This window comes from Enterobacter sp. ku-bf2 (genome assembly GCF_001742765.1).
Taxonomy (GTDB): domain Bacteria; phylum Pseudomonadota; class Gammaproteobacteria; order Enterobacterales; family Enterobacteriaceae; genus Enterobacter; species Enterobacter quasiroggenkampii.
Genome location: NZ_MDVW01000001.1, coordinates 1059134 through 1083689 on the forward strand (window position 1 = coordinate 1059134; position 24556 = coordinate 1083689).

At 52.4% G+C, this 24556-nt stretch carries 25 protein-coding genes; 8 read left to right on the forward strand and 17 right to left on the reverse strand.

The window, feature by feature from the left end:
- The 3 genes from BFG58_RS05055 to lpp all read left to right on the forward strand — a co-directional run bounded on the left by BFG58_RS05055 (position 1) and on the right by lpp (position 3482).
- Positions 1-1146 carry a PLP-dependent aspartate aminotransferase family protein gene (locus BFG58_RS05055; protein ID WP_069719385.1) on the forward strand — a complete coding sequence of 382 codons (1146 nt, stop codon included), beginning with the start codon at positions 1-3 and terminating at the stop codon, positions 1144-1146.
- Positions 1147-1523: 377 nt separating this feature from the next.
- Positions 1524-2936 (forward strand): pyruvate kinase PykF, encoded by a 1413-nt coding sequence (gene pykF, locus BFG58_RS05060; protein WP_045284943.1) that lies wholly within the window; start codon positions 1524-1526, stop codon positions 2934-2936.
- A gap of 309 nt (positions 2937-3245) precedes the next feature.
- On the forward strand, positions 3246-3482 hold the full coding sequence (gene lpp, locus BFG58_RS05065; protein ID WP_010430241.1) for a murein lipoprotein Lpp: 237 nt from the start codon (positions 3246-3248) through the stop codon (positions 3480-3482).
- Positions 3483-3542: 60 nt separating this feature from the next.
- Here the strand turns inward: lpp and BFG58_RS05070 are convergent, their stop codons facing one another.
- The 9 genes from BFG58_RS05070 to BFG58_RS05110 form a co-directional block, all read right to left on the reverse strand.
- Positions 3543-4556, reverse strand: a complete 1014-nt coding sequence (locus BFG58_RS05070) for a L,D-transpeptidase family protein (RefSeq protein WP_048027587.1) — start codon at positions 4554-4556, stop codon at positions 3543-3545.
- Positions 4557-4653: 97 nt separating this feature from the next.
- On the reverse strand, positions 4654-5070 hold the full coding sequence (sufE, locus tag BFG58_RS05075; RefSeq protein ID WP_039023841.1) for a cysteine desulfuration protein SufE: 417 nt from the start codon (positions 5068-5070) through the stop codon (positions 4654-4656).
- Between the two features lie 14 nt (positions 5071-5084).
- Positions 5085-6305 carry a cysteine desulfurase SufS gene (gene sufS, locus BFG58_RS05080; protein WP_069719386.1) on the reverse strand — a complete coding sequence of 407 codons (1221 nt, stop codon included), beginning with the start codon at positions 6303-6305 and terminating at the stop codon, positions 5085-5087.
- A complete protein-coding gene (gene sufD / locus BFG58_RS05085; protein WP_063621442.1) occupies positions 6302-7573 on the reverse strand; it encodes a Fe-S cluster assembly protein SufD in 1272 nt (423 codons plus the stop codon). The genes sufS and sufD overlap by 4 nt, the downstream gene beginning before the upstream one ends.
- Positions 7548-8294, reverse strand: coding sequence for a Fe-S cluster assembly ATPase SufC (gene sufC, locus BFG58_RS05090; RefSeq protein ID WP_048027583.1), 747 nt, complete (start codon positions 8292-8294; stop codon positions 7548-7550). The genes sufD and sufC overlap by 26 nt, the downstream gene beginning before the upstream one ends.
- A 9-nt stretch (positions 8295-8303) precedes the next feature.
- Complete coding sequence (gene sufB / locus BFG58_RS05095) at positions 8304-9794, reverse strand: Fe-S cluster assembly protein SufB (protein ID WP_069719387.1); 1491 nt, start codon at positions 9792-9794, stop codon at positions 8304-8306.
- 8 nt (positions 9795-9802) lie between these two features.
- Positions 9803-10171 carry a Fe-S cluster assembly scaffold SufA gene (gene sufA, locus BFG58_RS05100; RefSeq protein WP_008500631.1) on the reverse strand — a complete coding sequence of 123 codons (369 nt, stop codon included), beginning with the start codon at positions 10169-10171 and terminating at the stop codon, positions 9803-9805.
- A 313-nt stretch (positions 10172-10484) separates the two neighbouring features.
- Positions 10485-11213 carry a MerR family transcriptional regulator gene (locus BFG58_RS05105; protein ID WP_039266180.1) on the reverse strand — a complete coding sequence of 243 codons (729 nt, stop codon included), beginning with the start codon at positions 11211-11213 and terminating at the stop codon, positions 10485-10487.
- A gap of 188 nt (positions 11214-11401) precedes the next feature.
- Positions 11402-12622 (reverse strand): diguanylate phosphodiesterase, encoded by a 1221-nt coding sequence (locus BFG58_RS05110; RefSeq protein ID WP_039266179.1) that lies wholly within the window; start codon positions 12620-12622, stop codon positions 11402-11404.
- Positions 12623-12961: 339 nt separating this feature from the next.
- On the opposite strand from BFG58_RS05110, the gene ycgZ reads away from it, so the two are divergent.
- From ycgZ to fdhF, 4 genes are all read left to right on the forward strand, one after another.
- Positions 12962-13201 (forward strand): regulatory protein YcgZ, encoded by a 240-nt coding sequence (gene ycgZ / locus BFG58_RS05115; RefSeq protein ID WP_008500634.1) that lies wholly within the window; start codon positions 12962-12964, stop codon positions 13199-13201.
- Between the two features lie 4 nt (positions 13202-13205).
- Positions 13206-13526: a hypothetical protein gene (locus BFG58_RS05120; RefSeq protein ID WP_045910303.1), complete on the forward strand. Its 321-nt coding sequence runs from the start codon at positions 13206-13208 to the stop codon at positions 13524-13526.
- Between the two features lie 29 nt (positions 13527-13555).
- Entirely contained in the window at positions 13556-13834 is a 279-nt protein-coding gene (locus tag BFG58_RS05125) for a biofilm development regulator YmgB/AriR family protein (RefSeq protein WP_023327185.1), read from the forward strand.
- A gap of 190 nt (positions 13835-14024) precedes the next feature.
- Positions 14025-16175 (forward strand): formate dehydrogenase subunit alpha, encoded by a 2151-nt coding sequence (gene fdhF, locus BFG58_RS05130; RefSeq protein ID WP_069719388.1) that lies wholly within the window; start codon positions 14025-14027, stop codon positions 16173-16175.
- A 66-nt stretch (positions 16176-16241) separates the two neighbouring features.
- Here the strand turns inward: fdhF and BFG58_RS05135 are convergent, their stop codons facing one another.
- The 8 genes from BFG58_RS05135 to BFG58_RS05160 all read right to left on the reverse strand — a co-directional run bounded on the left by BFG58_RS05135 (position 16242) and on the right by BFG58_RS05160 (position 23429).
- Complete coding sequence (locus BFG58_RS05135; protein WP_069719389.1) at positions 16242-16883, reverse strand: LuxR C-terminal-related transcriptional regulator; 642 nt, start codon at positions 16881-16883, stop codon at positions 16242-16244.
- A 3-nt stretch (positions 16884-16886) separates the two neighbouring features.
- Positions 16887-17573 (reverse strand): EAL domain-containing protein, encoded by a 687-nt coding sequence (locus tag BFG58_RS05140; protein ID WP_072052291.1) that lies wholly within the window; start codon positions 17571-17573, stop codon positions 16887-16889.
- A 43-nt stretch (positions 17574-17616) separates the two neighbouring features.
- Positions 17617-18126: a fimbrial protein gene (locus BFG58_RS05145; protein ID WP_069719390.1), complete on the reverse strand. Its 510-nt coding sequence runs from the start codon at positions 18124-18126 to the stop codon at positions 17617-17619.
- 12 nt (positions 18127-18138) lie between these two features.
- Positions 18139-18648 (reverse strand): fimbrial protein, encoded by a 510-nt coding sequence (locus tag BFG58_RS23715; protein WP_126534375.1) that lies wholly within the window; start codon positions 18646-18648, stop codon positions 18139-18141.
- 10 nt (positions 18649-18658) lie between these two features.
- Positions 18659-19582, reverse strand: a complete 924-nt coding sequence (locus tag BFG58_RS23005) for a spore coat protein U domain-containing protein (RefSeq protein WP_139125293.1) — start codon at positions 19580-19582, stop codon at positions 18659-18661.
- Positions 19583-19590: 8 nt separating this feature from the next.
- Positions 19591-22131 carry a fimbria/pilus outer membrane usher protein gene (locus tag BFG58_RS05150; protein WP_069719391.1) on the reverse strand — a complete coding sequence of 847 codons (2541 nt, stop codon included), beginning with the start codon at positions 22129-22131 and terminating at the stop codon, positions 19591-19593.
- A gap of 40 nt (positions 22132-22171) precedes the next feature.
- On the reverse strand, positions 22172-22849 hold the full coding sequence (locus tag BFG58_RS05155; protein WP_045910296.1) for a molecular chaperone: 678 nt from the start codon (positions 22847-22849) through the stop codon (positions 22172-22174).
- 61 nt (positions 22850-22910) lie between these two features.
- Positions 22911-23429, reverse strand: coding sequence for a fimbrial protein (locus BFG58_RS05160; protein WP_045910295.1), 519 nt, complete (start codon positions 23427-23429; stop codon positions 22911-22913).
- Between the two features lie 405 nt (positions 23430-23834).
- Between BFG58_RS05160 and BFG58_RS05165 the strand changes: the two genes are divergently transcribed.
- Positions 23835-24497: a winged helix-turn-helix transcriptional regulator gene (locus BFG58_RS05165; RefSeq protein WP_045910294.1), complete on the forward strand. Its 663-nt coding sequence runs from the start codon at positions 23835-23837 to the stop codon at positions 24495-24497.
- Positions 24498-24556: the final 59 nt, after the last annotated feature.

Sequence of the window (24556 nt, forward strand, 5' to 3'; positions counted from 1 at the left end):
ATGAAAAATCTGGCCACCCTCAGCGTACACAGCGGCGAATTCAACGACCAGCACGGCGCCGTCATGCCGCCGATTTACGCCACCTCGACGTTTGCGCAACCCGCGCCCGGGGAGCATACCGGTTATGAGTACTCCCGCAGCGGCAACCCTACCCGCCATGCGCTGGAAACGGCGATTGCCGAACTGGAGGGCGGCACGCGCGGCTACGCCTTTGCGTCCGGTCTGGCGGCCATCTCCACGGTGCTCGAACTGCTGGATAAAGACAGCCATATTGTCGCCATTGATGACGTTTACGGTGGGACGTACCGCCTGATCGAAAATGTGCGCAAGCGCAGCACCGGGCTGCAGGTCAGTTGGGTTAAACCGGACGACCTGGCCGGGCTCGAGGCCGCCATTCGCCAGGATACCCGCATGGTATGGGTTGAAACGCCGACCAACCCGCTGCTGAAGCTGGCCGATCTGGCAGCCATCGCGGCAATCGCCCGTCGTCATAACGTCATCAGCGTGGCGGATAACACCTTCGCGTCGCCTTTGATCCACCGTCCGCTGGAGTCCGGTTTCGATATCGTGGTGCACTCTGCCACCAAATACCTTAACGGCCACTCTGACGTGGTGGCCGGGTTGGCGATTGTCGGGGACAACAAGGAACTGGCGGACAAGCTGGGCTATCTGCAAAACGCGGTGGGCGGCGTTCTGGATCCGTTCAGCAGCTTCCTGACGCTGCGCGGTATTCGCACGCTTGCGCTGAGGGTCGAAAAGCACAGCACCAACGCGCTGGCGATTGCGCAATGGCTCGATCAGCATCCTCTGGTCGAAAAGGTATTCTATCCTGGCCTGGAATCGCATCCACAGTACCAGCTGGCCCGCACGCAGATGGCGCTGCCCGGTGGCATGATTTCCGTCGTGGTAAAAGGCGATGCGCAACGCGCCACCGAGGTGATTCGCAACCTGAAGTTGTTCACTCTTGCGGAGAGCCTGGGCGGCGTGGAGAGTCTGGTAAGCCAGCCTTACAGCATGACGCACGCCTCGATTCCGCTGGAACAACGTCTGGCAAACGGCATTGTGCCGCAGCTGATCCGCCTGTCGGTGGGGATTGAAGATCCTAAAGACCTGATTGCGGACCTCAGCCAGGCGCTGCAAAAATAAGCAAACGGCGGCAGGTTACTCACCTGCCGCCACAAGTTGTCATCATGGCTTAACGCCTTGATAACAATATTATGTGAAACAGCATTGATTATTTCTGAAACACCGTTTCCATTTTCCTTTTATCTTAAAATCAGCGTATAATGCGCGCCAAATCCCTGGTGAATGGTTTCAGCGCTTGGAATACAAAAAACAACGTACAACTTCTCCTCTCCTTCGTTGGGCTGTCACTCAGGCACACTTTCTTCTGCACGCTCATTTGATGTCTCCTATCCTTAGTGCGTGTCATATACTCTTTTGCAACACAGGTTTGACTCCGCGGCGGTGCGCCCCCGGAGCGAGATTTCCATATCCTTCCCAACTTAAAGACTAAGACTGTCATGAAAAAGACGAAAATTGTTTGTACTATCGGCCCGAAAACCGAATCTGAAGAGATGCTGAGCAAAATGCTGGACGCCGGCATGAACGTGATGCGTCTGAACTTCTCCCACGGTGACTACGCAGAGCACGGCCAGCGCATCCAGAACTTGCGCAACGTGATGAGCAAGACCGGTAAAAAAGCGGCCATCCTGCTGGATACCAAAGGTCCAGAAATCCGTACCATCAAACTGGAAGGCGGTAACGACGTCTCTCTGAAAGCGGGCCAGACCTTCACCTTCACCACCGATAAATCCGTCGTCGGCAACAGCGAAATCGTTGCAGTGACCTACGAAGGCTTCACCAGCGATCTGTCCGTCGGTAACACCGTGCTGGTCGACGATGGCCTGATCGGTATGGAAGTCACCGCTATCGAAGGCAACAAAGTTATCTGTAAAGTGCTGAACAACGGCGACCTGGGCGAAAACAAAGGCGTTAACCTGCCGGGCGTGTCCATCGCGCTGCCAGCCCTGGCTGAAAAAGACAAGCAGGACCTGATCTTCGGCTGCGAGCAAGGCGTTGACTTCGTCGCGGCCTCCTTCATCCGTAAGCGTTCCGACGTGGTTGAAATCCGTGAGCACCTGAAAGCGCACGGCGGCGAGAAGATCCAGATCATCTCCAAAATCGAAAACCAGGAAGGCCTGAACAACTTCGACGAAATCCTCGAAGCGTCTGACGGCATCATGGTTGCACGTGGCGACCTGGGCGTTGAAATCCCGGTTGAAGAAGTGATCTTCGCGCAGAAGATGATGATCGAGAAGTGTGTGCGCGCGCGTAAAGTGGTTATCACCGCAACGCAGATGCTGGACTCCATGATCAAAAACCCACGCCCAACCCGCGCTGAAGCTGGCGACGTGGCAAACGCCATCCTCGACGGTACTGATGCGGTTATGCTGTCCGGCGAATCCGCGAAAGGTAAATATCCGCTGGAAGCGGTCGGCATCATGGCGACCATCTGTGAACGTACTGACCGCGTGATGACCAGCCGTCTGGACTTCAATAACGACAGCCGCAAGCTGCGTATCACCGAAGCAGTATGCCGCGGTGCAGTAGAAACCGCTGAGAAACTGGAAGCCCCACTGATTGTGGTTGCCACTCAGGGCGGTAAATCTGCGCGCGCCGTGCGTAAATACTTCCCGGATGCGACCATCCTGGCCCTGACCACCAACGAAACCACCGCTCGTCAGTTGGTGCTGAGCAAAGGCGTCGTTGCGCATCTGGTTAAAGAGATCGCCTCTACTGACGATTTCTACATTCAGGGTAAAGCACTGGCTCTGGAAAGCGGTCTTGCACAGAAAGGTGACGTTGTGGTCATGGTTTCTGGCGCGCTGGTACCAAGCGGCACCACCAATACCGCATCTGTTCACGTGCTGTAATAATTCCCGAACGAATTAATTTGGATAAAAAGCGCCCGTCGGGCGCTTTTTTTATTCCTGGCATTAGCCAAAGTCATTCAAAATGCAAATCGGGTTTTTCTATTTAATTGCGAATTATCTAAGATGAATCCGATGATAAATGCCTTTTTTTCCTTAGATTTTTACCCGAAACGGGCTGATTCGATGCTTCTTTGAGCGAACGATCAAAAATAGGTGTATTCCCATCAAAAAAATATTCTCAACCCAAAAAACTTTGTGTAATACTTGTAACGCTACATGGAGATTAACTCAATCTAGAGGGTATTAATAATGAATCGTACTAAACTGGTACTGGGCGCGGTAATCCTGGGTTCTACTCTGCTGGCTGGTTGCTCCAGCAACGCTAAAATCGATCAGCTGTCTTCTGACGTTCAGACTCTGAACGCTAAAGTTGACCAGCTGAGCAACGACGTGAACGCAATCCGTTCCGACGTTCAGGCTGCTAAAGACGACGCAGCTCGCGCTAACCAGCGTCTGGACAACCAGGCTACTAAATACCGTAAGTAATAGTACCTGTTAATAAAATGGCGCACATTGTGCGCCATTTTTTTTGCCTGCGTCAAACGGCTACTGCGTCACCTTCTCCCCTTCATCTTCCGCTACCGCAGCAGATACCCGGCTGTTCTGCACCGACAACACGCTATTGCTGGCTGACGGGCCGCTACCGGCCGACACGATAACCGGGATCCCGGCGCGACGTGACAGCGCTTTATCAATTAGCGCCTTATCGCTTCCCGCCTGGGAAACAAAGGTCGCAAACTCGGCGGAATGGGTAATGGGCGAGACCTGTGGATTTTCCCCTTCTACCTGCGCCAGCGGACGGTGGACTTCAATATAGCGTTTACCATCCGGCTCAACGGAAAACTTCACGGGTTCATTAATAATCTGCACCCGGGTGCCCACCCGCACCTGTTCGAACAGAGCCTTAATGTCCGGGGCGTTCATCCGCATACAGCCAGAGCTGACCCGCAGGCCGACGCTGTCCGGCGCGCTGGTACCGTGGATAAGATATTCCCCATTCCCCACGCCTAAACGCAGCGCGAAGCGTCCCAGGGGGTTATTTGGCCCGGCAGGAACCACCGGAGGCAGTTTAATGCCCTGCTCCAGAGAGCGTGCTCTGATGCCAGGCGTGGGTGTCCAGGTCGGATTAGGGATTTTCTGACTTACCCGCGTGGTCGTCACCGGTGTTTCCAGTCCCAGCTGACCAATGCCCAGGGGGAAAACCTGAACAATGTTTTGCCCCGGCGGGAAGTAGTAGAGCCGAAGCTCAGCGAGATTGACCACGATTCCCTCGCGGGGCGTATCCGGCAACAGCATTTGCGACGGAATGGTTATCACGGTTCCCGGCGCAGGGTTTACCGGCGCAATGGTATTGTTGGTTTCCAGGATCACCTGCGCCGCCGTATTAAACCGACGGGCAATGGTCTGCAGCTTATTATCCCCTTCCTGTATCGTGTAGGTTTGATTTTGCCCAATCAGACGACTGCCTGCGGGCGGCAACGGATAGTCCATCGCACGGGCCGAATTAAGGGCACCGAGCGAACTGAGGAGTAATAGAGTAATGAGAGACGCGCGCTTCATGCTGAGATTCCTTATTCACTGACAGAACGCCAGAAAGCTGAAAAACCAGCGAGGCGGGAACCACCTCGCGAAACAGAATGAATGCAGTTCTGTAAGTCTAGCTAAGGATTGCAGCTTTGGCGCGGATGGCGCGAATCATCGCTTCCAGTCCCTGAGAACGGGACGGGGTGAGGTGTTGGGTTAAGGCCATTTTTTCAAACCACGGACGGACATCGAACGCGACGATATCCTGCGCCGACATCTGCTGGTAAAGGCTAAAGACGACGGCAATAAGCCCTTTTACAATGGCGGCATCGCTGTCGCCGCGCAATTCGATCGTGCCGTCATCAGACTGCGCCATCACAATCCACACCTGGCTCTGACAGCCCTGAATAGTGTTCTCTGCGCTGTGCGCCTCTTCACCGAGCGGCGGTAAGCGTTGTCCCAGCTCAATGATATAGAGATACTTCTCTTCCCAGTTTGCGCAACGCGAGAAGTTGCGCAGTAATTTATCTTTGTCCGGCAGCTCTGCCATCTTTCGCCTCTCCGTTAGCCCAGCAGCTGGTGAATGCGCTTAAGCCCCGCCACCAGCCTGTCGACCTCTTCCGTCGTGTTGTACATCACCAGCGATGCGCGGCACATTGCCGGTACCTGGTAAAACGCCATCAGCGGCATGGCGCAGTGGTGCCCGGTACGGACCGCCACGCCGTAGTTATCGAGAAAACTGCCCACGTCATAGGCATGGTGTTTCCCGAGATTAAACGCAATCACCCCTTGCCGATCGGCAGGCCCGTAGAGGGTCAAATCCGGCACGCTGGCAAGTTCCGCCAGCGCGTAGTGCATCAGCAGCTGTTCGTACTCCTGAATGGCGTCCAGGCCGATGGCAGAGACGTAGGAGACCGCCGCCCCCAGCCCGATAATCCCCCCGGTGTTGGGCGTGCCCGCCTCAAAACGCCACGGCGCGCGCGCGTAGGTCGTGCCTTCCGTCAGGCTGACGGTGGCGATCATCGACCCGCCCCCTTCCCACGGCGGCATCGCCTGCAGGATGTCCTCTTTCACATACAGCACGCCGATCCCGGTCGGCCCATAGAGCTTGTGGCCTGAAAAGACGTAGAAATCACAGTCCAGCGCCTGGACGTCAACCGCGTGGTGCATCACCGCCTGGGCACCGTCAATCAGGACCTTTGCGCCCGCCTGATGGGCCTTTTCGACGATCTCTGCCACCGGGTTTTCTGTCCCCAGCACGTTGGAGACCTGGGTAACCGCCACCAGCCGCGTACGTTCATCCAGCAAGACGTCAAGCTGCTCAAGCTGAAGCGTCCCGTCCGCATTTAACGGGATCACCCGCAGCTGCGCCCCTACGCGCTCGCAAAGCATCTGCCACGGCACGATATTGGCGTGGTGCTCCATCTGGGTGATGATGATGTTATCGCCCGCGTGAACCTGAGCATTGCCCCAGCTGTTAGCGACGAGGTTAATCCCTTCGGTGGTCCCGCGAACAAAGACCAGTTCTTCCGGCGAGCGGGCATTAAGGAAGGCGGCAAGCTGCGTGCGCACGTTTTCCATCCGCTGGGTCGCCTCGGCGCTCAGGGTATGAATACCGCGATGCACGGCGGCATAGCCGTGGCGATAGAACTCGGCTTCGGCATCCACCACCTGATTCGGCTTCTGCGCGCTGGCCGCGCTGTCCAGGTAGGCCAGCGGCAGACCGTTTACTTCACGGGTCAGAACCGGGAAATCTGCCCGTACTTTCTCGACGGGAAAACTCATGCTTCGCCTCCAGGCAGGCGCTGACCGATCCGATCCAGCACCTGCAGTTTTAACTGACCATCGTGCAGCGCTTCCGTCAGTTCGGCGGCAAACGCGTAGATAATCATTTTCTGCGCCGCCTGCTGGTCGATGCCGCGGGAGCGCAGGTAGAACATCTGCTCGTCGTCGATTCGCCCGACCGTCGCACCGTGGCTGCATTTGACGTCATCCGCGTAGATTTCCAGCTGCGGTTTGGTGTCCACCTCCGCCAGTCGCCCTAACAGCAGATTGTTGTTGGTCATCTGCCCGTCGGTTTTAATGGCGTGCTGCGCCACGTTAATCAGGCCGTTAAACACCGCGCGCCCTTTATCACTGACGATGGTTTTGTGCAGCTGGCGACTGTTGCAGTAGCCTTTGCTGTGCTCCAGCCACGTGCGCGTGTCACACACTTCCGATTTAACCGGCATCGCCAGGCTGTTGATGCGCAGCGTGGTGTTTTCACCGTTAAGCTGCGTGCTGGTGTTGTGGCGCAGCACCGCCCCGCCGAGCAGGAAGCTGTGGCTGTACGCGGCGGCATCCTGTCCCAGGACAATGTCGTTATGGGCAAAGTGGTGGCTCTGGGCATTCTCAAACGCCAGTTTGATGTGGTGTAGCTGGGCATTCGCCGCCACGTTCATCGTCAGACGCGACCCGGTAAAGTGACGCGTCTCATTGAGGCTGACGTAATGTTCGATGACCGTGGCCTCCGCGCCCTCCGCCAGCTCAAGATGGTGACGATAGTGCGCGGTATTGATTTCATCGCCGTCCAGACCCTGAGTGATATGCATCAGCAGCAGCGGCTTTGACGGACGCTGGTTACGCTTCACGGCGATATGCGTCACGCTGCGGGCCAGGCTCTCGGTCAGGTGCAGGAAAACCTCGGGCTGAACCGGGGCGCTCAGGCGCTGGCGATCGTCGTTTATCTCAATCTCAAAGCCGCTCTCCTGGAGCGTGTCGCTCAGTTCCGGACGGAACTGGCCATCGACAAACACCAGGCGTACGGCATCGACACGCAAGGCCAGCGCGTCGCGCTGCGCTGGGGTGAGATCCGCCAGACGGGTAACAAACTCGGCGTTCAGCAGGCCATCGAGCGGGGTATATTTCCAGTTCTCATGCTTACGCGTCGGCAGGCCAAGACGCAGCATCTGCTGCAGATGCTGCTGCGCCTGCGCCGAGCGCGTGCCGCCCTGGGCTTCAAACAGCCGGTGCCACTGCTGGAGCGCATTACTGCTGTTCGGTAAGCCAGCCATAACCCTGCTCCTCCAGTTGTTTAACCAGCGTAAAATCACCGGATTTCACAATGCGCCCCTGGTAAAGCACGTGGACGTAATCCGGCTTGATGTAGTCCAGAATGCGCTGGTAGTGGGTGACGATAATAAACGAGCGATTGCCGTCGCGCAGGGCGTTGACGCCGTCAGCGACAATCTTCAGGGCGTCGATATCCAGACCGGAATCGGTCTCATCCAGAATGCACAGCTCGGGCTCCAGCACCGCCATCTGCAGAATGTCGTTACGCTTTTTCTCGCCGCCGGAAAAACCGACGTTCACCGAGCGGGTCAGCAGATCTTCCGGCATTTTCAGCAGCCTGATCTTCTCTTCCATCAGATCCTGGAAGTCGAAGCGGTCGAGCGCCTCCAGCCCACGGTATTTACGCACCGCATTCAGCGCCGTCTGCAGGAAGAACTGGTTGCTGACGCCGGGAATTTCGACCGGATACTGGAAGGCCATAAAAATGCCCTCTCCCGCACGATCTTCCGGCGACATCTCCAGCAGATCTTTGCCGTTAAACTCGACCGAGCCGTGGGTCACCTCATAATCTTCGCGCCCGGCCAGCGTTGCAGAAAGCGTACTTTTCCCGGAACCGTTCGGCCCCATGATGGCGTGGACTTCGCCCGGCTTAACGTCAAAATTGAGGCCACGCAGGATGGCTTTATCTTCTACGCTGACCTGTAAATCTTTAATGCTTAACATGTGCTTTCCTTAACCGACGCTGTGTTCAAGACTAATGGCGAGGAGTTTCTGGGCTTCAACGGCAAATTCCAGCGGCAGTTCAGAGAACACGTCCTTACAGAAGCCGTTGACAATCATCGAGATGGCGTCTTCTTCGCTAATCCCGCGCTGCAGGCAGTAGAAGAGCTGGTCTTCCCCAATCCGTGACGTGGTCGCCTCGTGTTCCAGCTGGGCTGTGTTATTACGGCATTCAACGTACGGGAAGGTATGTGCACCGCAGTCTGCGCCAATCAGCATAGAGTCACACTGGGTAAAGTTTCGCGCATTGGTGGCCGTCGGCATGATTTTCACCAGCCCGCGATAGCTGTTCTGGCTGTGTCCGGCGGAGATACCTTTCGAGATAATGGTCGATTTGGTGTTTTTACCAATGTGGATCATCTTGGTGCCGGTATCGGCCTGCTGATGGCCGCTGGTGAGCGCCACCGAGTAGAACTCGCCGATGGAGTTATCCCCGCGCAGGATGCAGCTCGGGTATTTCCAGGTGATGGCCGAACCGGTTTCGGACTGGGTCCACGACATCTTGCTGTTTTCCCCTTCGCACAGCGCACGCTTGGTTACGAAGTTCAGGATACCGCCAGTATTGCCGTCGCCCGGGAACCAGTTTTGCACCGTCGAGTATTTCACCTCGGCGTCTTTATGGATGATGACCTCCACCACCGCCGCGTGCAGCTGATAGCTGTCGCGGACCGGGGCGGAGCACCCTTCGATGTAGCTGACGTAGCTCCCCTCATCGGCCACCAGAATGGTACGTTCGAACTGGCCGGTTTTTTCGGCATTAATACGGAAATAGGTGGAAAGCTCCATCGGACAGCGCACGCCTTTCGGCACGTAAATAAAGGTACCGTCCGAGGCCACAGCCGCGTTAAGCGCCGCAAAGAAGTTATCGTTTGAAGGCACAACGGTCCCGATGTACTTTTTCACCAGTTCCGGATGATCGTGAATCGCTTCGCCGAAGGAGCAGAAAATGATCCCCTGCTCTGCCAGCTTCTCGCGGTAGGTGGTGGCCACCGAGACCGAGTCAAAGATAGCGTCCACCGCCACCTCTTTCCCTTCGCGCACCGGTACGCCCAGCTGGTTAAAGGCTTCTTCCACCTCTTTGCTGAGGAAACTGTTCTCCGCGCCGGTTTGCTGCACCGCGCCGGGCTGCGAGGCGCAGGTGTCATCACAGCTGCCGCAGGACGGCGCGGAGTAGTAGCTGTAATCCTGGTAGTTCAGCTTGTCATAATTCGCTTTCAGCCAGTGCGGCTCTTCCATCTCCAGCCAGGCGCGGTAGGCACTCAGGCGAAACTCCAGCATCCACTCGGGCTCGTTACGTTTCGCCGAAATCGCCCGCACGACATCCTCGTTGATGCCTTTTGCCAGCTCATCGGTCTGCAGCTGGGTGAAGAACCCCTCTTTATAGTTGAGGTGCCCGCCGCTCCAGGTATTTACTTCACTCGTTGCTTCAGTATTACGAGACATAGTTCCGCCTATACCCCAAAGCTTTCGCCGCAGCCGCATTCGTTCTGGGCTTTCGGGTTATGAAATTTGAATAACTGGTTTAAGCCTTCACGGACGTAGTCCACTTCGGTGCCATCGATAAAGGGCATGGCCTGCAGCGCGACGTACAATTTTGCGCCGTCGGTCTCGAACACCAGGTCATCTTTCTCGGGTTCGGTGACGGTATCAAGCACGTAACCGAAACCTGCGCAGCCGGTCTGTTTTACACCCAAACGCACACCAAGGATCTCGGGCTTTTTCGCCACCAGCTCGTGAATATGTGCCGCCGCCGCTGGCGTGAGCGTTAACCCGCGCCAGGCGAAATCGGCAGGATTAAAGGTTTCTGAATGCAGTTCCATAGGTCCACCTCATCTGATAAGCCATCAGGGCATAACACCATGTTAGTGATAACGATTATCACTTCAACCCTCTGTCAGCAGGGGCATTCGGCTAAACCGCCCTTTTTGCCTACTTTTATTAAGCATAGACCCTGTGGCAGGATGCAGGCAGGATGGATTTAATTGTTCAATGCATTGATTAATAATGCATTTCGTCGTGGGGTTTGTGGCGGAGAGGTGAAAAGTAAAATATGCATCGGAAATGCCTATTTTTGAGATAGCCTTTGCAAGGAAAGTGACAAAAACAAAAAAAGGCCCTCAAGGCCTCTTACACTCAATGATGGAATGAGACAGCAAAACCCTGCTCACGCCAGTGGTCGAGCTGTTCCTGCTGTCGAGGCGTTGGCGATTTCCCCGTCCAGACGAAGATTTTCTGCCCCGGGAAAAGCTCGGGACGCGGCGAATCAATCGGTTCTGCCAGGACGTCAATGTGCCAACCCTTCTGCGATAAGCGCGCGGCTTCAAGCCACAGATGGGTGCGGTCATCACACTCCCAGCCAATCAGGAGCGCATCTTTACCGGCTTTTTTGCGAGACTCCGCCAGGCTTGCGATCGCGAATTCGATCAGGACCCCGTCAAACAGGCTCGCCATGTGACGCACGGTATTTTGGTCCTGGTTCATCCGCTGACGGACGGGAGAAATAATATTGTCAATCAGGGCATCTATCGGATGATCGCGGCGGAATTCACCGACTTTGGCGCGAAGCTTTGCCGGGCTGGCATAGCGCAGAACGGTCATCATCTCTTCCTGGAACGAGACCCAGTTACCCTGAGTCAGAACTTCCTTGTTTTCCAGCAAGGCTTTTACTTTCCCGACCGAAACGCCACTCTTCATCAGGCGTTTGATCTCTTCGATACGCAGGATATCTTCATCGTCAAACTGACGATGACCCCCTTCGCTGCGCTGCGGCTTCAACAATCCATAACGGCGCTGCCAGGCACGCAGCGTAACGGGGTTGATACCGCATCGTTCGGCCACTTCGCCGATACTGTAATAGGCCATTAACTCCCTCACGCTCAGAACTTCCATACCTAACTGCACCAACCTTATCAGATTGTACACACCATTTGTATAACTAAGACCGCATTTTGAACGGGTGAATGGCTTACGACGCCATTCACCTGTTAATACATTGTTGTATAAAATTTACCGTTCGTACAGTTACGTCTGCCAGATTGTGTACAGCTTTATCACAATTCGAACTTTTTCTCCGGCCACGCAATCGCTGGAATCCCGCCGTGCCGGGGGCTGGCAAAAAGATGCCCCTGGAACTGGGAAATCCCCGCAGATTCCAGCCACATCCACTCTTCCGCCTTCTCTACTCCCACCGCGCAGAACTGGATTTCAAGCGAGGAACAGCATTTGATGATGGCCTGGATAATGGCCTGTCGGGGGCCACTTTTATGCACGTTCGCGACCAAATCACGATTAATCTTAATTCTGTCAGGCTGGAAGTGGGCCAGCAGTTGCAGCCCGGCAAAACCGGCACCAAAGTGATCGATGGTCACGCTGATACCCGCGCTTTTTAACTGCCTGACCGAATCCGTGAACTCATCAAAACGGGAAATGGCTTCGCTCTCGGTGAACTCCACCACGATTTGCTCAGGTACAAAACCGTTTGCTTCAATCGCCGTGAGCAGAAAATCCACGGCGTTGGGAATGTTAACCAGCGTCATAGGCAGCAGGTTAAGGGATAACGTCTGGTCCTGTAACCCCAGCGCGCTGGCCATGGAGAGCGCCACCTGCTTGCTTTGCAAATCAGACGCGTACACTTCCTCATGCGGAAGGCTGGCGAAATAAGCTCCCGGCGAGTCGCCGGACGGGGTACGGAGAAGCGCCTCCCAGGAGACAACCTGCTGCATAAACGGATCGACTATCGGCTGGAACGCGAAGCTGCAATCCGCCCCCTTCGCGACCACCTCAGGCTGCGCGGACAAGCGCGTTTCTTCGCGAACGAATTCCCATGAGTCCGCAGGCGGCAGTTCAAAGTAGTTCGCTTTTTCCGTGGCCTCGACAAAGGTGCGGAAAAACTGCAGAGGGCGGTCGTTATACGTCAGCTGGTAGCGTGTCGTCCCCTTATTGAGCACCTGCTGCAGTACCTCGTCCCTGTCGAAGTGGCGCAAATCAAAAAGCTCCATACCCACGTTGCCAAAACGCCGGACAGGCCCGTGATCGCGCATTAACTCGACCACGTTATGGTGGCGCGGGTCGTTGCAGATCTGCTCATAGATAGCCGAAACCTGCTCAACCGGCCCTTCCAGCAGTTGAAAAAAATGTGTGCCGTTAAACAGCAAGATCCCCGTGACATTGGATTGCCGATTTTTACGATTTGCAGCAGCGACCATTGCTTCCAGCGCTTTCACTGGAACGTCCTCGCAGATATGACTGCGGTAAATGATGGTTGTGAGCATGCTATTCCTGGGGGTTAGGGTTTTGGCCACGAAAGACGTGGGTAATGTTCATTTATAGCACATTAATTGCCTGACAAATAATTTACATCTCAACCATTTACGGCAGTTAATGAGACCTTTTGACTCGGCTGTACAACTTACCAGCACCTGCGCTTTTTGTACAATATATCCTGCACTCGCCCCCCATCACAACGCCAACCCAACGTAATGAAAAATAAATGATTTATAAGATATATCGTAAAAAATCTAAAAAACTGTACATTTTAGATGTACAGATTTGGAAATTATGTATACCTTAAATGTAACGTTACTGATTACAAAATTTTACAGGAGCGAAACATGCAGCAGAAAGGTTACGTCGCAGATTCCGCAGCAGCAATCGCACAGTACTTCGAAAAAGCCGCGCTTCCTACCCAGCAGGAAACGCTGGGCCAGGTGGTTGTTGAAATTCTCAGCGACGGGCGAAACCTTAATCGCAAATCGCTTTGTACAAAATTGCTGAGTCGCCTCGAAAAAGCCGACGGCCCGGAAGAGGAAGAGCATTACCACATGCTGCTTGGTCTGCTCTTCGAACGGTAAGGATATGAATAGCAGTAACGCAGACCGACTGATAGACCAGCTTATCGGTGAAGCCGTTCTCTCTCTTCTGAAAGAGCGGGGACCGGTGACAACTGAAGGCTTGCTACAGCGTCTGCGGGTCATGAAAGAACATGAAAAGGATCCCCAGCGGCGGGAGACACTTGCGGTGGTGATTGCCGAGATCGGCTCAAACAGCACCGCCTTTACACGTCGCAGAACCGCGCAAGGACGAACGAAAAGAGAGGGATCTCTCAACGATACCCGAGACAATGTTGTGCCGTTATTTGGAAGTGGAAAACCGTCCGATCCCAAAAAAATACATTGACTGCAATTTAACAGCTACGGTGAGAACAAATGAGACAAAATATTCAGCTTCAACCCGAATACCACTCTGCTTTTTTAGACAGTGCGCTGGCGGAGTATTTCCGCCATGCAGGCGATCGTTTTGCTGAAGAGTCCGCTATTTTTTCTACTGCAGTACGCTGTGTTCTGGCCTCCGAAGGTCATCTGTCCAATAAGGCGATCATCCTCTGGCTCATTCAGACGCTGGAAGCCACCAATGACGTGGTTCAGGCGGATGTGATTCGCAAGACGCTAGAAATCGTGGTGGGTTACACGATGGATGATCTCTGAGTTCCTGCTCGCCACGCCCCCTAACGTGTCATCGTCAAAACTGACGATCGGCCTGACGATGACACGCGCCCTCCCCGCATAACGCCCTGTAATCCACGCAAAATCAACCTGGCACGGTTCCTGCTTACCTCCGTACACGGGACTGGGTTTCCAGTCAACTTTGCTTCATTTCTTAACAGGTCTGTTATTGATGAAAAAGATCGCCAGCGTCTGCCCGTACTGCGGTGCAGGCTGTAAATTGAACCTTGTCGTTGAAAATAACCGTATCATCCGTGCCGAAGCAGCAGCGGGAGTCACAAACCAGGGCACCTTATGTCTGAAAGGATTTTACGGCTGGGACTTCCTTAACGATACCCGTCTGCTCACCCCTCGCCTCACCCAGCCCATGATCCGCTACCGCAAAGGCGAAGCCTTCACCCCCGTTACCTGGGAAGAGGCGATCCGCTACACCGCCCACAGGCTCAGCAGTATTAAAGCGCAGCACGGGCCGCGGTCGATCATGACCACCGGCTCCTCGCGCGGAACCGGCAATGAAACCAACTATGTGATGCAAAAGTTTGCCCGCGCGGTGCTGAACACCAACAACGTGGACTGCTGTGCGCGCGTCTGTCATGGCCCGTCCGTCGCCGGTTTACAGGAAACGCTCGGTAACGGCGCGATGAGCAACTCCATTAGCGATATTGAAAACTCAAAATGCCTGCTGGTCTTTGGCTATAACTGCGCGGACTCCCACCCTATCGTCGCCCGCCGCGTGCTGAAAGCGCGTGAAAACGGCGCAAAAATTATCGTCTGCGATCCGCGGCGTATTGAAACGGCGCGTATTGCCGACCAACATCTGCAGCTGAAAAATGGCAGCAACATGGCGCTGGTGAACGCCTTTGGCTATGTGCTGCTGGAAGAGGAGCTGTACGATAAAAGCTACGTGGCGCGTTTTACGGAGGGGCTTGAGGCCTACCGGCAAACGGTAAAAGACTATGCGCCGGAAAAGGTCGAACATCTTACCGGCATCCCCGCCCGTGACGTCCGCCAGGCAATGCGCACCTTCGCAGCGGCCCCTTCCGCCACCGTGATGTGGGGGATGGGCGTGACCCAGTTTGGACAGGCTGTGGATGTGGTCAAAGGGCTGTCCAGCCTGGCGCTGCTGACCGGGAATCTCGGTCGCCCCGCCGTCGGCGTCGGGCCGGTGCGCGGTCAAAACAACGTCCAGGGTGCCTGCGATATGGGCGTTCTGCCGAATATGTTCCCCGGCTATCAGGATGTGACCGACCCGGCGGTCAGGCAGAAGTTCGCCGACGCCTGGGGAATTGACGTCAATGCGATGGACGATCGCGTCGGGACGCGCATTACCGAAGTGCCGCACCTTGCGCTGGAAGGCAAGGTGAAGGCCTATTACATCATGGGGGAAGACCCGCTTCAGACCGAAGCCGATCTCGGCCTGGTGCGCAGCGGTTTTGAGGCACTCGAGTTTGTCGTGGTTCAGGACATCTTTATGACCAAAACGGCAGAGGTGGCGGACGTTCTGCTTCCGGCTACCTCCTGGGGTGAACACGGCGGCGTCTTTACCTGTGCCGATCGCGGCTTCCAGCGTTTTGGCAAAGCCATCGACGCCAGCGGCAACGTGAAGCGCGACTGGGAGATCATCAGCCTGCTCGCCACCGAGATGGGCTACCCGATGCATTATGATTCCAACCAGCAGATCTGGGATGAGATGCGCGCGCTGTGCCCGCTCTTCTACGGCGTGACGTATGAAAAAATGGGCGAGATGGGCCACGTGCAGTGGCCCTGCCCGACGCTGGATCACCCCGGTACGCCGTACCTGTACAAAGACAATCAGTTCGACACGCCGAGCGGTAAAGGGCAACTCTTTGCCGCACCGTGGCGCGCGCCGGCGGAAACCCCGGATGCGGATTTCCCGCTGGTGCTGTGTACGGTACGCGAGGTGGGACACTACTCCTGCCGCTCCATGACCGGGAACTGCGCCGCGCTGCAAAGCCTGGCCGACGAGCCGGGTCGGGTGCAAATGAACCCTGCCGATGCAGAAAAGCTGGGCATTACTGACGGGCAGCTGGTCTGGGTACGTTCACGTCGCGGGAAAGTGATTACCCGCGCCAGCATCAGCGAGCGTATCAACGCCGGGGCCGTCTATATGACCTATCAGTGGTGGATTGGCGCCTGCAACGAACTGACCCAGGACAACCTCGATCCCATCTCCAAAACCCCGGAAACGAAGTACTGCGCGGTGCAGCTGGAGGCGATTGAGGACCAGCGCTGGGCGGAGGACTATGCCGCGTCGGCGTATCAGTCGATGAAGTCGCGGCTGATTAACGCGGTGAATATCTAAGGGAAACACCCTGTAGCTTCTGGTCTACCCGGCCCAAGGATAAGTGTTTTTGGCGCCGGGTAAACACTAACGAAACTGCTCTAATGCTTCGCGAAACAAATTGGGGTTACAGCGTTTTTCCAGTAAGCGGTTCAGGAGCTCAAGCAACTCGTGTTCACTGCTCAGGTTGAACTTATGCATAACAGCATACTTATGGGCATAGATCGTCTTTGGCGTGAGCATCATCTCTCTGGCTATGTTTTTGACGGATTCCCCCTTGTAAAGACCGGCCATAATATTGAGTTCGCGCTGTGATAATGTTTTATGCTTACAGCTTTCACAGGCTTTTAAAAAGACAGGGATAGCTGACGCACTGTAGGCCACCCATGCCTGACGGAATACCCTTTTCAACAGATAGAGTGGTGCTGAGCGTGATACAAAATAAGTCTGCTGAATGCAGAACGGTAAAAATGATGATGACGGTTCTTCCGCTTCAGTAATACCAATGATGACGCATTTACGCGCACTTTTTAATTCTGGAAAGCAGGTATGGTGTTCACCCTTACTGAACGCATAAACGATAATTTCCGCCCGGGCAATATCCTCAGGCACATAGCCGTTGAGAAAATGGACATTTTTCGCATATTCATTTTTAAAAAAATCGCCAATAAATGACCTAAGGCTATGGTGATATAAAAAATCTTCTTCTTTAATTAAAACATTTATCATTTATCAGACCGGGACATAATCAATACTGAACCTTTTCTCAGGCCAAAGAAATCCTTGCATTAAATTGCATCCTGTACCCTGAGCCAATGCAAGTAGTTCGTTATCTTCGATGCCCTCTATAAGCACCTGCTCTACCATCAACGAGCAGTAGGCAATCATTGACTTTAATACCCATGGGGAACCTCTGTTTTCCCATAGGCTCATTTTATCTACCTTGACACCGTCAAATAAACAAATGCGTTCACCCAGCAGTGACAAATGCTCATGTTTAATATCATCCAGCCATATCTTTGCACCTGTATTTTTTATTTTTTGATGCATGGAGTAAAAAACCTCCTGTTCTTTTTTTGACAATGAAATAAAATTACAGGGATCTTGTATCTCAATAACAATGCCAGAGTGCAGGCTGGGCAATAGTTCATCAATCAAAACTGAACGGCAGAGTAATTTCGCAGGCACATTAATAAAATAGGCTTCACTATCTACACACAGAGAAGCTATACGCAACTGCCAGCGTAATAAACGAAAGCTAGCATTTAAAGACATCTTTTCAAAAAAGGTTTCGCAGTCGATCCCCTGGCGTAAGGCACTTAGCATTTCCCATGCCTTTATCTTTTTTTCCTGTGAAGAATAGATAGGCTGGAACCGAACACCACATATAGCATGCTCAAGCAAGGAATTTATCAGCATGGAAGTCTCAAACTTATTTTTCTTGGAAAAGATATTTCAGCCGTTATTGATAGGTAAAATCAACGTTCATTACCGACAGGAACGTTCCGGCAGTGGAATTTCCTTGCGGCGTAAACATTCTCGCTGACAGCGGAAATGTTGAACTGCGCGTGCTGCTATCGACATTCACCTGCATTGTGCTGTTTACGCTATATGTTGTCGCATGATCCCTGCTGGCGATACGTAATGCAACATTGTTGCTGGTCCCGCTGTTTTTCCATGCGGTGGGATCTTGCGTATCGGCATTACCGGTAAATTTGGCCGTTACGCTGCTGGTGCCTGCAGGGCAGCTTTGCACCAGCAGATCAAAGTCAGACCAGACGCCCCCATCACCGGCATTAATGAGATTCTGCTTGGTATCTTCCCCCAGATTGACCACTTTAGAAACGGTGCCCGTGTCAACGACACACGGGCTGGCAATGACCTGGCCGGTAACATTGATATTGGTATCAGCGCAGGTAATTAACGGGGCTGAACTCAAGAGGAAGGCAGATAAAAAGAGTTTAGTATTCATATAATTTTACTTTCACTGATAACTCATTGTAACAATTATAACCGAATTAATCGTACCAGGTGTCGTATTGCCATAAAGAGAATATGCGCCAACTTTAAGTGCCATCGATGCTGTACGGTCGCTCTGCACTGGTAAAAATACTGCAGAGCCAGGACCTAAAGAATCACCCGTCACGCCATTATACAAAACAACATAAACATTCCCTGCTGTACCTGAATTCTCATAAAGATTAGGCGCATCATGTGATGCAGAACCCCCTATATCAGCTCGGACAGTACTGGTACCTGTTGGGCAATTTGTGACTGTCAGTGTAAACGGTACCGCAGTAGATGATGAGTCAGGAGCTGCCAGTGCTGTTGCCTGAATATTACCTAAATCAACATTAAGGCTGCTTGCTCCTCCGTTGACAATACAGGGTGATGCCACGATATTACCTGTCACGTTAATATTTACCGTATCTGCTGAATAAGACAAAAACGGTATCATTGCGAACCAGCTCAGGACTAAACATTTAATATTCATATCTTCCCCCTTATTGATAGGTAATGTTCAACGTTGCTGTTGTGTTCGCTGTCCCAGGTAAAACAACAGATTTAGTCTGATAATAACGGGCCACGATTGGGAATGACGCCAACCCACCGCCAGATTGCTGCAGGAAAACGGTATTATTAAGATTAAGAGGTGTACCACCATATAATATTTGTACACCTACTCCCTGCGCGACCCCCGGGCCACCCTGACCCGATAACGCTAAAACGCTGGTATTGGCCACATCAGGGTTTTGCTGTCCACTCAAAGAAATGTTGATATTTGCGCCAGGATTGCAGGTCAAGCCGAGAGTCTGCGAAACCTGAGTATTAACTGGCGTTGTACCCACTGTTGAGCCAAAGCTTGTCGCAGGGATATTACCTATCGGAAAACTCAGCGATCCCGAAGAAAGACTACAGGCAAGTGTCGTAATGCTTCCGCCAGTGATGTTCCATGTCGCAATGAAAAATTGGTTTGAAATAGATACGTTAGCAATTTGACCGCTGCGTAGCGATCCGGATGCGGCAGTACCAGACGTCCTGACCAATTCAACTTTATACATATATGACGCGCTATAACTGCCAATAGTAAACCCCATTGGAAAATAATGGTGGAAACCGCCACCTGAATCATTTTCTGACACACGTATGCCGTATCCACTTACGCCTATATCATAGAGGTTATTTCCCAGAGAGGTACCGTTCATCGCTTCCTGATAGGTATTCGTGGAATCAGTACATGAGAAATTCACATTGTAAATACCCGACTGTGCAGCGACAACCGTTCCCGGCGCCACGTCACGCTGAGCAGTAACTGCATTAAAATTTAAATTAAAGTTTTGCGTAGCGATATTGTTCGTACAGCCTGCAAAGCTTTCTACGGATATTAATGTCAAAAGCAACAGCAAATAATATTTAAATGCATTCATTTTCTTTCCTATCGACAGACAGTACTGACAACCGCAATGTTATTTTTAACATCGGTAGGTTTTAAAATATATGAGGCTTTACACTGTTTATCACTACCCTCACCCCACTGAGCAATAAGGTCGACATTCTCGCCTAAGCCTGTTAGATAAACCTGTCCATTATCGCCGACAATAAAGCCATTGTTTTTGATCCCATTGACGCTGACAATCGCCCCAAATGGAACAGGCTTTCCGTTACCACGCAATAACGTAAATAATGCACGTTGACCGACGTTGGCAGTGTATTCAGCGCGAACAACAGCCCCACGCGTTGGCACAACGGTTCGGGTCGTGAGATCCAGTTCTACATCATCGGACATACTTTCTGGATCGATTACAATATCGTTTTTACGGTAGACGTTGACGTTATTTACCGTTGTATATCCCCGATAGTCCGTTTTCGCGCCCGTTTGGTTTCGCACCGTCAGACCTTTCGCCCCCGGGACTTTTACCAGGACGTTCGTTTCTCCCAGCGGTTGCGATAACGTCACGCCGTCAGCATGCGCGATGACGCCGCCCTGAATACCATAGTTCAGACGCTCATTATTCTGGTCGTAGCTGTATCCGGCCGTCACCTCACCATAGGTACCCTTGTAATCACCGTTCACGTTGCCGCTGTATCCGACATTGTCACTGCCGTACCCCTGTTGAACGTTCCAGTTCAGGGCATTGTTATCCAGCGCGGTCCCGTTGATGCCAACCGTATGGGTCGTTCCGCTATTTTTACTGTTACTGACGCTATAGTTTGCCCACGTCTGCGGCAGGAATTTATCCAGCGGCACGCTAATGTTAAAGGCCACCATCCGGTCTTTGTCATAGCTTGTCGGGTTACCATAGGTGCCTGGCGTGCCGTTTCGCGTGGAGGTATACGTCAGGCCGTAGCTGATGCCGTTCCAGAAATTGTTATACCCCAGACTCCAGGACTCCATTGCTCGCCCGGAATTCCAGTAATCTTCGCGAACGGCGCTCACCATGATCGAACCTAATGAACCGCCCAGAGACTGGTTCATCGTCAGTTCCATACGGTTACGACGTCTGTTTTGCATCACACCGTTATCGCCATAGGAATCAAGCACTTCCTGCATTCCGTAAAAGCCTTTGGTCGAATAGCGGTAGCCTGCAATAGCAAAGTTAGTACCGGTTTCGACAAAGTTTTTACTGTAGCGCGCGCGCCAGGACTGGCCGCTATCGCTCGGCAGATTTTGTGGGGTAGACCATGCCTGAATGACGTCGACAGAAACTGCGCCGAGATCTCCCATGTTCTTACCCATACCGGCAGCGACCGACTGGTAGTGGCTCGACGTTTGACCACCGCCGTAAGCCGTTAAGCCATACGGTAAGCCATAGATGCCCGTAATTTGCGCAAACGGCGTCTTATCTACACTACTGTTGTAGGAACGATATTGCCCACCCGTGACGGCGTACTTGAATCGCCCTTCTCGCTGCAGTACAGGCAGTGACGCAAAGGGAACGGTAAACTGTTGAATGCTACCGTCGGCCTCTTTTATCGTGACCTGTAGATCGCCAGCTCCCCCTGTCGGATACATATCCGTAATCTCGAAGGCGCCAGGCGCAACGTAGGTCTGATAAATCTCATACCCATTCTGACGGACAATAACCTGCGCATTGGTACGCGCGATACCGCGGACGACGGGTGCGTACCCTTTGAGTGAATCGGGTTGCATATCATCATCGGAGGCCAGCTGCGCACCGCGGAACGGCATACTGTCAAAGACATCAGCGGGCGCAGTGCTGTCTCCGAGCGTCATCTGCGCTTTAAGCGGTACGATCGCGCGCTGGGCGTAGGTATAAACGCTATCCCATTTGTCCTTGCCATCTTCGTCTCGTGACCAGGTCGTGTAATTGCGCAGACGCCATGGCCCGATGTTGATTCCCGGACGCAAATTAGCGTACTGCGTGTTGCTGGTATCACTGCTCCCGTTGCGCGAGCGGTTATTGGCCCCACTCAGGCTGTAGTTGAGCAGTGCAGCCGTGATTCCGTCATCCCACTGTTCCGGTGGAACGTATCCGCGGGCCTGACGAGAAATTGCTGCCTGAGGGATACTGATAAGCAGACGCTGCGCGCCAAACTGAAATTCAGTGGATCCGGAAGGTATCGCGTGCAGGTTCGCACAACGCTCGTTGTCTACTGACAGCGCCGGGAACAGCTCGGTTTTTACGCCCCATTCTTTAAGCTGCTCCACGGTCAGACAAGGTTCTAATTTCCCCTCATCATTGGGAGCACCTGAGGTTTTGAATTCGATATCTCGCGTATCAACGAGTTCGTTATCCAGCATCACATCGACGTGATAGGTTCCCGGCGCCTGCGAGCCCGCTTCAAACGCAGCGAGATCGGCTTTACCTCCATTTTGCGGATTATCGAGTTCAACCAGGTCCGGGTTGAAGTAATCACGCGCCATGGCATTCTGCATTGAGCCAGCAAGGGCAAATGCAATTAATAAAGCCAATCGCGCAGGTTTAAAATTATTATATTCCCTTACTATCATCATTCACGTCACCTTGGAAACGACATTCCAAAACCAATTATTTTCACAAGCTTGCGCTTTGCACGTCACTCACCGCCCCATAATCATTAATGACTTTATAATTAATAGAGGTTGAGTTAGCGCCAGCAGGCAGCGTGAAATTCATTGATTCCCCAGGAAGTACATACGAAACATTTTCAATTTTTTTACCACCCAGACTGATTTCATTGAAGTTAATGACATAGCTGGTTGGGTTGGTAACCTGAAGTTGGTTTCCATTGCGGCGCCAGGTTAACTGATGACTCAACTCCTGCGGCTGCTGAGATTTTAATCCTGCCGGACGATAAATCAGCTTAATGCGCGTTTTGATCGCAATTTGCAGCGTATTATCTTTTTTGGGCGCTGACGGTATCGCTTTAATATTTAGCCAGTAAAGACTTTCCTTATCCTGTGGCAAGTTGCCGGTCACCACGACACGCTCAATATTTTGCTGGCCACCATCGAGTCGATACAACGGAGGGGTGATAATAAAAGGAGCTTTCTCAGCGCCACCATTTAATGTTTCAACCCACGACTGAATAAGATACGGCGTCTTATCCGGGTTGTTAACATCAATGGAAGCTTCTTTTTTATTGCCATCATAGACGACACGCGTTCCGCCAATAATGACACCCGCATTGGCAAAGGACACGCTTGCTGAAATTACTGCGCAGGCAATTAAAGTTTTGCTAAGAAAATTCATTTTACACCTCGATAAAAAAGGGCCGTATACCGGCCCTCATATATGTTTCCGGTCAGGAAGATTACTGGTAGCTAACGGAGAAGTTAGCTACACCGTTTGCTGGACCTACGCCGACAGTTGCAGACGTTGCTTCGTACTGAGCAAAGAAGTCCAGTGTGTTTGGTACAGTTTCAGCCAGGCTGTATACGTGGCTGTTTACGCCCGCCAGCGGCAGATCCTGGCTATCAGCCGTCATCAGGTTAATAGCAACGCCCGTTGCGCCACCGGTTACAGCCAGCAGGTTGGAGTTTGCTGGGTCCGCAGAACCGTCAAACTTGATGGTTGCACCTGTTACGGTTGCCGGGCAGTCGGTCAGAACGATAGAGAATTTAGTCGCAGCGGTTTTATCGCCAGCAGCGGTAAATTCAGATTTGCTGTAACGGCCCAGATCAACGGTCTGGTTTACAGAACCCGCGTCAACGGTGCACGCTGCATCGATGATTTCGCCGGTGAAATTAACGGTACCAGCAGCAGCGAAAGCATTAGACATGGTCAGAGCAGCAGTCGCAGCGAAAGCAGCAGCAATAATATTCTTTTTCATGATTTAATTTCCTTAATAACTTTATAAATTACCGAAATTTAGGCGGCAACATCCAGATGGATTTAGACCATTTATTTTTTGCGCCAGATATCTCATTTCCAACGTGCAGTAAGCAGAACGCAAAGATATTTATTCGATAACTTTGTTTTCATCCTCTCACTTGCTGAGGCGAAATTTACAGAAGTTTAATTTTTCCGACAAATGGTTTTTAGCCCAACAGTGGACTTTAATTTTAACTATTATTTAACACGCAAATTTGTTTAAGTGGGCCATTTCAAATTATTAAATATTTGTTAATGGGCGAGTCCATTATGAAACCAACCTATTATTTATTTACACTCCCCTCGGATAGATAATCTCTGGCGCATCTTTTGACAAACATAAAGAGCGTCTGGAGTGATTAATATGAATACTAAAATGTCAACGGGAGAAATCACTGAGGTTACACCTTCTCATGCATTCAAGCCCGTGAGTGATATCGATAAAATGATTGAACAAATCGCTCCCTTTGCCACACGTTTTAATGCGAATAAAGGCGAAATCCTGCGCTATCATTCCGGTAAAAAAAGAACCTGCTATATACTTCATCAAGGCGGCGTCACGCTGAATCGTCGAGGCGATGGTATGGTGCTTAACTCTGAACAAGCGACTTTCATTATGGGGATCAGTAATCAGTTCTCTCAGACCGAAAACCTTTACGTCCGAGTGAATGAAAATGCTGTGATGAGTCGCCTTCCACTGGAACGCTTCAATCTGCTTATCGAGAGTTTTGGACTGTGGGAAAGCTTATGCAAGTTAGTGATTTACACCGCTTCTCGCGTTTACGAGCATTGCACGTTGATATCGCAGATGTCCTCATATGAGATAATCCGGTTCCAGTTGCTTGAGCTGATGAACGAATCGGAGCGAATTCGCAGCAATATTACCGCAGCGAATTACATCCAAAGCAGAACCTACCTGTCTCGTAGCGGTATAATGCGGATTCTTGCAGATCTTCGGGATGCCGGATGCGTTGAACTTAAACGCGGAATTTTGATTTCTATCAATCACTTACCGCTGAAATACTGAACAAAAAAGGCGCCTCAGGAAGACTCTGCAGGATCCACGCTATACTGAATCCCATGACT